This window comes from Crossiella sp. SN42 (assembly GCF_023897065.1).
GTDB lineage: Bacteria > Actinomycetota > Actinomycetes > Mycobacteriales > Pseudonocardiaceae > Crossiella.
This window is the reverse complement of the sequence record NZ_JAMHIV010000052.1, coordinates 37,838-47,304: the sequence shown is the minus strand read 5'-3', so window position 1 is coordinate 47,304 and position 9,467 is coordinate 37,838. Positions and strand designations below refer to the sequence as shown.

Sequence of the window (9,467 nt, the reverse complement as noted above, 5' to 3'; positions counted from 1 at the left end):
CAGCTCACCGTCGGCGGTGTCGCCGTCGAGGGACCAGATCATCGCGCCGCCCAGGCCCTTGCTCTTGGCCCAGTTGACCTTCCTGGTGATCTCGGTGGGATCGTCGAAGGTCCAGAAGGTGCTGCCGTTGAACAGCCAGGCGTGCCCGGCCACGGCGTCCCGGTGCACGGTGTAGCCACTGCTCACCAGGTTCTTGATCTTCTTGTAGTCCTCGATGCCCGCCTCGTAGGTGCCCGGCGCGGGACCGGTGGCGGCCTGGAAGAGGCCGTTGTTGGCGTTGGTCACGCCGGTCCAGCCCCTGCTGTAGAAGGGCACGCCGAGCACGACCCAGTTGGCAGGCGCGCCCCGGCTGATCCAGGCGTCCACCGCGATCTCGTCGGAGTAGGCGAACGGGCTCGGGTCACCGGCGGGGTGCTTGACCGAGGACTGCTGGTTGGCCACCTTCTCCCAGCCACCGTGGAAGTCGTAGCCCTGCACGTTGCCGAAGGTCAGGTTCTTGACCACCTCGCCGACCTCGAACCCGGCGTCGACCTTGCGCGGGTCGGCGGGCAGGAACGCGGTCAGGTCGTACTTCTTGCCGGTGCTCGCGCCGAGGGCGTCCAGCTGGGCGCGGTACTCCGCGGCCAGCAGGCTGAAGTTGCGCTTGTCCTCGGGCCGGACGATGTTGCCGGTGTTGCCCTCGGAACCGGGCCACTCCCAGTCCAGGTCCACGCCGTCGAAGATGCCCGCGCCGGAGCCGGGCCCGCCCTGCGGGTCGCCGCCGATGACCGGCAGGTTGCCCTTGATCCACATGTCGATGCAGGAGCTGACGTGCGCCTTGCGCGAGGCGTCGGTGAGCGCGGCGTTGGAGAAGTACTTCGACCAGGTCCAGCCGCCGAGGCTGATCAGCACCCGCAGGTGCGGGTACTTGGCCTTGAGCTTCTTGAGCTGGTTGAGGTTGCCGGCCAGCGGCTGGTTGTAGACGTCGGCGACCCCGTCCACGGCCTGCTCGGCGGGCAGGCGGCGCTGGTAGTCGGCCCAGGAGTCGCCCTGGCCCGCCTGGTTGACCTGGAAGCACTTGCCCTCGGCGTTGACGTTGCCGAAGGCGTAGTTCAGGTGGGTCAGCCGGGCCGCGGTGCCGGAGGTGTCCAGGTTCTTCACGTGGTAGGCGCGGTCGTAGACGCTCCACTGGGTGAAGTAGCCGACCTTGCGGTTGCCCGAGGGGCCGGGGTCGCCGCCCTTGCCGGTCTTGCCGGTGACCGCGGGGCTGGCCGCCGAGGTGTTCCCGGCGGCGTCCTTGGCGCGCACGGTGAAGGTGTAGGAGGTGTCCGCGGCCAGTCCGGTCACGGTGGCCGAGGTACTGGTCGCGGTGGCCACCACCACGCCGTCGCCGACGATCTCGTAGCCGGTGACGCCGACGTTGTCGGTGCTGGCGGGCCAGCTCAGCGAGAGGCTGGAGCTGCTGACACTGGTGATCGAGGGCTGGCCGGGCGCGCTGGGCGCCTGGGTGTCCGGTTCGCCGCTGCCGCCGTCACAGGAGGCGCCGTTGACCTTGCAGCCGCCCGGGTCGCGGTAGGCGCCGGTGAACTGCACGCCGAAGCCGAAGCTGGCGGACTGGCCCGCGGTCAGGGATCCGTTCCAGGACTGGCTCTTCGCGGTCACCCGCTGGCCGCTGACGGTGTGCGTGGCCTCCCACAGCGAGCCCAGCCGGTGCCCGGCAGGCAGGTCGAACTCCACCGTCCAGCTGCTGATCGCCGCCGGTCCGTTGTTGGTGATCGTGTACTTGCCCTCGTAGCCGGTGTCCCAGCCGGAGGTCTTGGTGAACTTCGCGGTCACCCCGGTGGCCGCGTTCGCCGGCAGGGCGGACAGGCCGAACAGGGCGAGCAGCAGGGCGGTCAGCATCGCGGTGGCACGCCATCGGCGGATGGGCATGTCTCTCCTCGCGTCAGGAGCGAAAGGCGCAGCAGGGGGGTGGAGCGTGGAGGTGGGTGAAACCGGCCGGGCTGGGGTCAGTGGCACCCAGGTCCCGGCCGGAAGCCGGTCACCTCGATCCGCCGCGGACAGGGAGTCATGACGCGGGTGTGGCGATCTGCGGCAGCCATCGCGACCTCATCTCTTCAGGGCTCCCAGGGTTGGCGGACCCATGGCGTGGGTGGAGCACGTGCGAGGCGGCGGCGGCGAAACTCAGGTGGTGCGGGCACGGTGTCAGCGCGCTTGCCAACACCATGTGGTTCAGACCACAGAACGTCAAGGTCTAGACCAATCAGTCACTCGTTCGGCCTAGCGAAACGTGAATGTTGTTCCGCCACAAGCGATTGGGCCGTGTGGCGAGGTGTTCACTGGTCCAAATGGACCCACGATCGGACCAAACCGAAGGGCCTGCCCACGGGTGTCGTGGACAGGCCCTTCGTCGGGTCGACCGGTGCCGAGCTGCGGTTACACCGCCCCGTAGAGGCGGTCCCCGGCATCACCGAGGCCGGGGACGATGAACCCGGAGTCATTGAGCCGTTCGTCCACGCTGGCGGTGACCACGCGCACCGGAAGGCCAGAGGAAGCCAGCTTCTCCACCCCTTCGGGCGCGGCCAGCACGCACACCGCGGTGATGTCGGTGGCGCCCCGGTCCACCAGCAGCCGGATGGTGTAGATCATCGACCCGCCGGTGGCCAGCATCGGGTCCAGCACCAGCACCGGGCGCCCGGCCAGGCTCGCCGGCAGCGACTCCAGGTACGGGGTCGGTTGCAGGGTCTCCTCGTCGCGGGCCAGCCCGACGAAGCCCATCTGCGCGTCCGGGATCAGGTTGTGCGCCTGGTCGGCCATGCCCAGCCCGGCGCGCAGCACCGGCACCAGCAGCGGCGGGTTGGCCAGCCGGAAACCGTCGGTGCGGGCCACCGGCGTGTGGATGCGCTCCACCGCCTCCGGCGCGTCCCGCATGGCCTCGTAGATCAGCATCTGGGTGAGTTCCTGGAGCGCGGCGCGGAACGCGGCGCTGTCGGTCCTCGCGTCGCGCATGGTGGTGAGCCGGGCGCGGGTCAGCGGGTGGTCGACGACGAGAACGTCCATGACCGAAGACGGTAGCGCGATGGTCCATTTGGGTCTTGAACTGCCGGTTGTGGATGGTTGTCCGGGTGAGCGCGGTCACGACCCTAGACTCAGGTCCATGGCTGCACCGTCATCGGCGACGGCTGCCGGACCGGGCGTACCCGCCCCCTCCGGTGGACCGGCGCTCCCCCCTGCACTGGCCGACGCGACCAGGGACGACACCGCGCTGCGCCGGTTCCTGCACGGCCTGCCCGGCGTGGACGCGGTCGGGCTCGAGCAGCGCGCCGCCACCCTGGCCACCCGGAGCATCAAGAAGGCCTCCAAGCTCTGGGCCATCGACACCGCCATCAGCATGGTCGACCTGACCACGCTGGAGGGCGCCGACACCCAGGGCAAGGTGCGCACGCTGTGCGCGAAGGCGCGCAGGCCCGATCCGGACTACCCGGAGGTGCCCAGGGTCGGCGCGGTCTGCGTGTACCCCGACCTGGTGGCCACCGCGGTCGAGGCGCTGGCCGGCAGCGGGGTCGGCATCGCCAGTGTGGCCACCGCGTTCCCCTCCGGGCGGTCCAACCGCATGGTGAAGCTGGCCGACACGCAGCTGGCGGTGGAGGCGGGCGCGACCGAGATCGACATGGTGATCGACCGGGGCGCGTTCCTGTCCGGGCGCTACGGCCAGGTCTTCGAGGAGATCAAGGCGGTCAAGGCGGCCTGCGGCGACGCCCACCTCAAGGTCATCCTGGAGACCGGCGAGCTGGCCACCTACGACAACATCCGCCGGGCCTCCTGGCTGGCGCTGCTGGCCGGTGGCGACTTCATCAAGACCTCCACCGGCAAGGTCTCCCCCGCCGCCACCCTGCCCACCACGCACCTGATGCTGCAGGCGGTGCGGGACTGGCGGGACCAGACCGGCGAGCTGCGCGGGGTCAAGCCGGCCGGCGGCATCCGCACCACCAAGGACGCGGTCCGGTACCTGGTCGCGGTGCACGAGGTGGCGGGCCCGGAGTGGCTGACCAACACGCTGTTCCGGTTCGGCGCCTCCAGCCTGCTCAACGACCTGCTGATGCAGCGGCGGACCCAGCTTGAGGGCCACTACAGCGGCCCCGACTACGTGACGGTGGACTGAGATGAGCAATCCCGTGTGGGAGTACGCCCCGGCCCCGGAGTCCAGGGCGATCGCCAACCTCAAGGCGAACTACCAGATGTTCGTCGACGGCAAGTTCGTCGACGGTGCGGGCGAGCCGCTGAAGACGGTGAACCCGGCCACCGAGGAGGTGCTCGCCGAGGTGAGCACCGCCGCGCCGTCCGATGTGGACACCGCGGTCAAGGCGGCCAGGCGCGCCTACGACAAGGTGTGGGGCCGGATGCCCGGCGCCGAGCGGGCCAAGTACCTGTTCCGGATCGCGCGGATCATGCAGGAGCGCGGCCGCGAGCTGGCCGTGCTGGAGACGCTGGACAACGGCAAGCCGATCAAGGAGTCGCGGGACGTCGACGTGCCGACCGCGGCCGCGCACTTCTTCCACCACGCGGGCTGGGCGGACAAGCTCGGCTACGCGGGCTACGGGCCGGACCCCAGGCCGCTGGGCGTGGCCGGTCAGGTCATCCCGTGGAACTTCCCGCTGCTGATGCTGGCCTGGAAGATCGCCCCCGCGCTGGCCTGCGGCAACACCGTGGTGCTCAAGCCGGCCGAGACCACCCCGCTGACCGCGCTGGTCTTCGGCGAGATCTGCCAGCAGGCCGGACTGCCCGCCGGGGTGGTCAACATCCTGCCCGGCGCCGGTGACGTGGGCAGCGAGCTGGTCAACCACGGCGGCATCGACAAGGTGGCCTTCACCGGGTCCACCGACGTGGGCAAGCTGATCCAGAAGTCGCTGGCCGGCACCGGGCGCAAGCTCACCCTGGAGCTCGGTGGCAAGGCCGCGAACGTGGTCTTCGACGACGCGCCGCTGGACCAGGCGGTCGAGGGCATCGTCAACGGCATCTTCTTCAACCAGGGCCACGTGTGCTGCGCGGGCTCCCGGCTGCTGGTGCAGGAGTCCATCGCCGAGGAGCTGATGGCCAAGCTGCGGGCCAGGGTGTCCACGCTGCGCCTCGGCGACCCGATGGACAAGAACACCGACATCGGCGCGATCAACTCCAAGCCGCAGCTGGAGCGGATCCGCGAGCTGGTCGCCTCCGGTGACGCGGACGGCGCGGAGCGCTGGACCAGCCCGTGCCCGGTGCCGGACAAGGGTTTCTACTTCGCGCCCACGGTGTTCTCCGGCGTGCAGCAGGCCATGCGGATCGCCCGCGAGGAGATCTTCGGCCCGGTGCTCTCGGTGCTCACCTTCCGCACCCCGGCCGAGGCGGTGGCCAAGGCCAACAACACCCCGTACGGGCTCTCCGCGGGCATCTGGACCGAGAAGGGCTCGCGCATCCTGTGGATGGCGCAGCAGCTGCGGGCCGGTGTGGTGTGGGCCAACACGTTCAACCGGTTCGACCCGACCGCGCCCTTCGGCGGGTTCGGCGAGTCGGGCTTCGGCCGCGAGGGCGGCCGGGCGGGTCTGGAGGCGTACCTCGATGTCTGAGCGGATCAGCGTGGCCAAGACCTACAAGCTGTACGTGGGCGGGAAGTTCCCCCGCTCCGAGTCCGGACGGGTGTACCCGGTGAACGACGCACGCGGGAAGTTCCTCGCCAACGCGTCCCTGGCCTCGCGCAAGGACGCGCGGGACGCCGTGGGCGCGGCCAGGTCGGCCTTCGCCAAGTGGTCCGGCGCCACCGCCTACAACCGCGGCCAGGTGCTCTACCGGGTGGCCGAGATGCTGGAGGGCCGCCGGGAGCAGTTCACCGCCGAGGTGGCCGCGGCCGAGGGAATCGCGGCCAAGAAGGCGGAGACCCTGGTGGACGCCGCGGTGGACCGCTGGGTCTGGTACGCGGGCTGGACGGACAAGCTGGCCACCGTCTTCGGCGCGGCCAACCCGGTGGCGGGCCCGTACTTCTCCTTCACCACCCCTGAGCCCACCGGCGTGGTCGCGGTGTTCGCCCCGCAGTCCTCCTCGCTGCTGGGCCTGGTCAGCGTGGTCGCCCCGGTGATCGCCGCGGGCAACACCTGCGTGGTGGTCACCAGCGAGCAGCGCCCGCTGCCCGCGATCACCCTGTCCGAGGTGCTGGCCACCTCCGACCTGCCGGGCGGTGTGGTCAACCTGCTCACCGGCGGCACCGCGGAGCTCTCGCCGTGGCTGGCCGCACACGCCGACGTGAACGCGATCGACCCCACCGGCGTGCCGCTGGAGGCGCGCACCGAGCTGGAGCGCGCCGCCGCGGGCACGGTCAAGCGAGTGCTGCGCGTCCCAGCCAAGGAGCCGGACTGGACCGCCGAGCCGGACATCAGCCGGCTGCGCGCGTTCCTGGAGCACAAGACGGTCTGGCACCCGACGGGCGTCTGAGCCAGTGGTGGGGGCGGCTTCCGGCCGCCCCCACCACTCAGCGCGACTGGATGAGCCAGCGCTGGTCCACGGCCGTGTTCGCCGCCCGCCGGACCGCCGGCCCCCGGTGCATCCACACCCCGGACCAGGTCAGCGCCCCGGACACCAGCAGCACCGCGACCAGCAGCAGCACCGGCACCGCCCAGCACCTGCCAGACCACGAACCCCGGCTCGTTTTCAACGTTGTACATCTGTCCCCAGCACTCTTGTGCGGAAAAGCGAGAACCGTCAGCGGATCCGCCAGTCCAGTCTGCCGTCCGGCGTGACCGTGGGGTGGCTGTGCCCGACCGGCGTGCCGGTCTCCAGGGCCTCGGCCACCGCGAAGACCATCTCCCCCAGGCTGGTCCACTCCGGCTTGTGCACCTCGGAGCGATCCTGGTCCCACTCCAGCACACAGCCGTGCAGCGGGCCGGGGCGCAGGTCGACCACGAGCGCGTCGCCGCAGCCGTCGAAGGCGATCGGCACCCAGGCCGGGTGGAAGCTGCGGGCGGCGGTGCCCGCCTCGGGTTCGGCATCCGGCTCGGCCCACTGGGCGCGCCAGCGCAGCCTGCGCCACTCCCTGGCGTCGAAGGCGCTGCGGGTGCTGTGCGGGGTGTAGAAGGGCGGGAAGATCTCCGCGAAGTCGGTGCGCACGGTGCCGTCGCACAGCGTCCACCACCGGCGCAGCTCAGCCGGGAAGCTCAGTCCCAGGCGGCGCTCCAGCTCCTCGACCTCGGCGGGCGCCGCGCCCGGCCGGAGCAGTTCGTGTGTGGTGGGCGCGCTCGCGGCCAGCCAGGTCCACAGCCGGCCCCAGCCCTCGGCAACGTCCATGAGGCCATGATCGCAGCTCACGGGCCTGTTCGGTGCCGCCAACCCGTGATCATCGTTGGTCCGACCGGAGCAAGTGTCCTAACGAACTCGGCGGAGCCGGCCCCCGACGCCGGCCCCGCCGAACTCTCCCCGAGTGTCAGCCGGGACTCAGCGCCGCCTCGCGCAGGCCGCGCTGCACGACCGTGGTCGCCGCGCCCGCGAAGGCCGTCCACTGTGGAGCGTGCTCGGCCAGCAACCGCCTGCCGCTCCGGCTGATCTCGTAGAACTTGCGCCCCGGCCCGCCGTCGCCGGCCCGCCAGGAGCTGTTGAGCAACCCGCCCTCTTCCAGCCGGTTGAGCAGCGGGTAGAGCGTGCCGCCCTTGACCTCGCCAAGGCCGGACTCGGCCAACTGCTGGGAGATCAGGTAGCCGTAGCTCTCCCCGTGCTCGGCGAGCAGGGCGAGCACGGCCAGGTCAAGTACGCCGCGCAGCCACTGCGCCTGCCGCACCTCGACCGGACTCACGACTAGAAGGTATCGCCATCTAGCTGGCTGTGCAACCTAGTCGGTCGCGTGAATCCGGCCATCCGCGCCCACAGGTGGGCTGACGTGCGGCAAGCTGGAGCATCGGCCGGAACCGCGGGAGGTCTCCCCGCGTCGAACCGGCCACAGGGACTCATGGGGAGAGGCAGACGGGGAGCGATGGCCGAGAAGGGTTTCAAGGTCGACCCGGCCGCGTTGACGAGCTACGCCAACGCGGTCAAGGGCATGTCCGGCGACCTGGGCAAGGTCGGCACCGGCACGCTCGCCGGGGCCAACTCGGTGCCGGGCAACGCCTTCGGCAAGATCGGCGCGGAGGTCTCCGGCGCGCTGACCCCGGCGGCGCAGGGCATCTTGGACGGCATCAGCGCCGCGGCCAAGGCCCTCGGCGAGCTGGGCGCGGCGGTCAGCGGCACGGTGACCGACTACCACCAGCAGGACGCCGAGCACGCGGCCAACGTCAAGCGCTCCGCGCAGCGCTGAGCACAGGGGGATCCACGCCATGTCCGACGTCGAAGCCGTGCTCAACGGGCTGACCGAGCCACTGCGCAACAACCTCAAGGACCTGGAGGGCGACCACGGCGCGGCCCAGCGCGCGGCCACCGCCTTCGGCCAGGCCAACACCGCGCTGGCCGACCTCAAGGGCAAGCACAACGGCGCGTTCAAGGGCGCGATGAACGGCTGGTACGGCGACCGCGCGAACGTCTTCCAGGGCCGGGTCGCCACCCTGGAGGGCTCGCTGGACAAGCTGGCCGCCAACTGCAAGACCGCCCAGGACGCGGTGAACAACGCCCACAACGCGGTCACCACGGCCAAGGGCAACATCGAGAAGCTGGTCAACGAGCTGCGCGGCACGGTCACCCCGCAGGTCGAGGCGGCGCTGGCGGGCAAGCACGGCGGCAACAAGGCCAGCGTGCCGCAGGCGATCCAGCAGTGCTGGTGCACCGCGGCCAACTACCACCTCAAGGGCAACCAGGAGATCACCAAGGCCAAGCAGGCGCTCAGCGAGGCCGCGGGCAAGCTGCGCGGCATCCCCGGGGTGGACGTGGGCTCCCTCGGCGGCATGGGCGGCGCGCTCGGCGGCGGGGTGGACGGCACGAACACCGCGGGGGCCAACGGCCGCAACGGTTCCGGCAGCCACAACAGCGGCTCGGGTTCCGGCTCCGGCTCTGGCTCTGGTTCCGGTGGCGGTGGGGGCGGCGGCGGTGGCGGGGGTGGCGCGCCCGCGTCGAACCTGCCGGTGGCCATCCCACCGCAGCCCGGCTCCGGCGTGGACGTGAACCTGCCCGGCGGCAAGACCGTGCAAGCGCCCAACGAGATCGCCGCGGCCGCGGTGCGCAAGGCGCTCACCGCGCTGGGCACGCCGTATGTCTGGGCGGCCTCCAACCCGCCGCAGGGCACCGACTGCTCCGGCCTGACCAAGTGGTCCTACGCGGCGGCCGGGTTCGAGCTGCCCCGGCACTCCGCGGCCCAGGCCATGGGCGCGCAGGTGCCGCCGGGCGAGCTGCTGCCCGGCGACCTGGTGGTGTGGAAGGGTCACGTGGCGATGTTCATCGGCGACGGGCAGATCATCGAGGCCGGTGACCCGGTGCAGATCGGCAAGCTGCGCACCACCAACAGCGGCATGCCGTTCATGGGCTTCTTCCGGCCGACCGGCTGA

10 protein-coding genes are annotated in these 9,467 nt (G+C 71.1%); 5 read left to right on the top strand and 5 right to left on the bottom strand.

What is annotated here, in order from left to right:
• Both M8C13_RS41140 and upp read right to left on the bottom strand, forming a co-directional pair.
• Positions 1–1,911 (bottom strand): glycoside hydrolase family 18 chitinase (locus tag M8C13_RS41140; RefSeq protein WP_252486255.1); only part of this gene is annotated, 1,911 nt, incomplete at its 3' end.
• Between the two features lie 504 nt (positions 1,912–2,415).
• Complete coding sequence (upp, locus tag M8C13_RS41135) at positions 2,416–3,039, bottom strand: uracil phosphoribosyltransferase (protein ID WP_252486254.1); 624 nt, start codon at positions 3,037–3,039, stop codon at positions 2,416–2,418.
• Positions 3,040–3,136: 97 nt separating this feature from the next.
• On the opposite strand from upp, the gene deoC reads away from it, so the two are divergent.
• The 3 genes from deoC to M8C13_RS41120 are packed head-to-tail and all read left to right on the top strand — an operon-like array spanning position 3,137 to position 6,441.
• Positions 3,137–4,141 (top strand): deoxyribose-phosphate aldolase, encoded by a 1,005-nt coding sequence (gene deoC / locus M8C13_RS41130; protein WP_252486253.1) that lies wholly within the window; start codon positions 3,137–3,139, stop codon positions 4,139–4,141.
• A 1-nt stretch (position 4,142) separates the two neighbouring features.
• The gene (locus M8C13_RS41125) at positions 4,143–5,582 is read left to right on the top strand and encodes an aldehyde dehydrogenase family protein (protein ID WP_252486252.1); all 1,440 of its coding nucleotides are present in this window, start codon (positions 4,143–4,145) and stop codon (positions 5,580–5,582) included.
• Complete coding sequence (locus tag M8C13_RS41120) at positions 5,575–6,441, top strand: aldehyde dehydrogenase family protein (RefSeq protein ID WP_252486251.1); 867 nt, start codon at positions 5,575–5,577, stop codon at positions 6,439–6,441. Before M8C13_RS41125 ends, M8C13_RS41120 begins: the two co-directional genes overlap by 8 nt.
• 37 nt (positions 6,442–6,478) lie before the next feature.
• Here M8C13_RS41120 and M8C13_RS41115 read toward each other — a convergent pair whose 3' ends face one another.
• From M8C13_RS41115 to M8C13_RS41105, 3 genes are all read right to left on the bottom strand, one after another.
• The gene (locus tag M8C13_RS41115) at positions 6,479–6,619 is read right to left on the bottom strand and encodes a hypothetical protein (protein WP_252486250.1); all 141 of its coding nucleotides are present in this window, start codon (positions 6,617–6,619) and stop codon (positions 6,479–6,481) included.
• An 89-nt stretch (positions 6,620–6,708) separates the two neighbouring features.
• Entirely contained in the window at positions 6,709–7,290 is a 582-nt protein-coding gene (locus M8C13_RS41110; protein ID WP_252486249.1) for an SMI1/KNR4 family protein, read from the bottom strand.
• Positions 7,291–7,426: 136 nt separating this feature from the next.
• A complete protein-coding gene (locus M8C13_RS41105) occupies positions 7,427–7,792 on the bottom strand; it encodes a PadR family transcriptional regulator (protein ID WP_252486248.1) in 366 nt (121 codons plus the stop codon).
• A 177-nt stretch (positions 7,793–7,969) separates the two neighbouring features.
• Here M8C13_RS41105 and M8C13_RS41100 point away from each other — a divergent pair, with 177 nt between their 5' ends.
• Positions 7,970–8,290 (top strand): hypothetical protein, encoded by a 321-nt coding sequence (locus tag M8C13_RS41100; RefSeq protein ID WP_252486247.1) that lies wholly within the window; start codon positions 7,970–7,972, stop codon positions 8,288–8,290.
• A gap of 19 nt (positions 8,291–8,309) precedes the next feature.
• Positions 8,310–9,467, top strand: a complete 1,158-nt coding sequence (locus M8C13_RS41095; RefSeq protein ID WP_252486246.1) for a C40 family peptidase — start codon at positions 8,310–8,312, stop codon at positions 9,465–9,467.

Bases quoted from the DNA above. Each gene is read 5' to 3' on its own strand.
- upp (WP_252486254.1), bottom strand. From the start codon at position 3,039: ATGGACGTTCTCGTCGTCGACCACCCGCTGACCCGCGCCCGGCTCACC.
- deoC (WP_252486253.1), top strand. From the start codon at position 3,137: ATGGCTGCACCGTCATCGGCGACGGCTGCCGGACCGGGCGTACCCGCC.
- M8C13_RS41125 (WP_252486252.1), top strand. From the start codon at position 4,143: ATGAGCAATCCCGTGTGGGAGTACGCCCCGGCCCCGGAGTCCAGGGCG.
- M8C13_RS41120 (WP_252486251.1), top strand. From the start codon at position 5,575: ATGTCTGAGCGGATCAGCGTGGCCAAGACCTACAAGCTGTACGTGGGC.
- M8C13_RS41110 (WP_252486249.1), bottom strand. From the start codon at position 7,290: ATGGACGTTGCCGAGGGCTGGGGCCGGCTGTGGACCTGGCTGGCCGCG.
- M8C13_RS41100 (WP_252486247.1), top strand. From the start codon at position 7,970: ATGGCCGAGAAGGGTTTCAAGGTCGACCCGGCCGCGTTGACGAGCTAC.
- M8C13_RS41095 (WP_252486246.1), top strand. From the start codon at position 8,310: ATGTCCGACGTCGAAGCCGTGCTCAACGGGCTGACCGAGCCACTGCGC.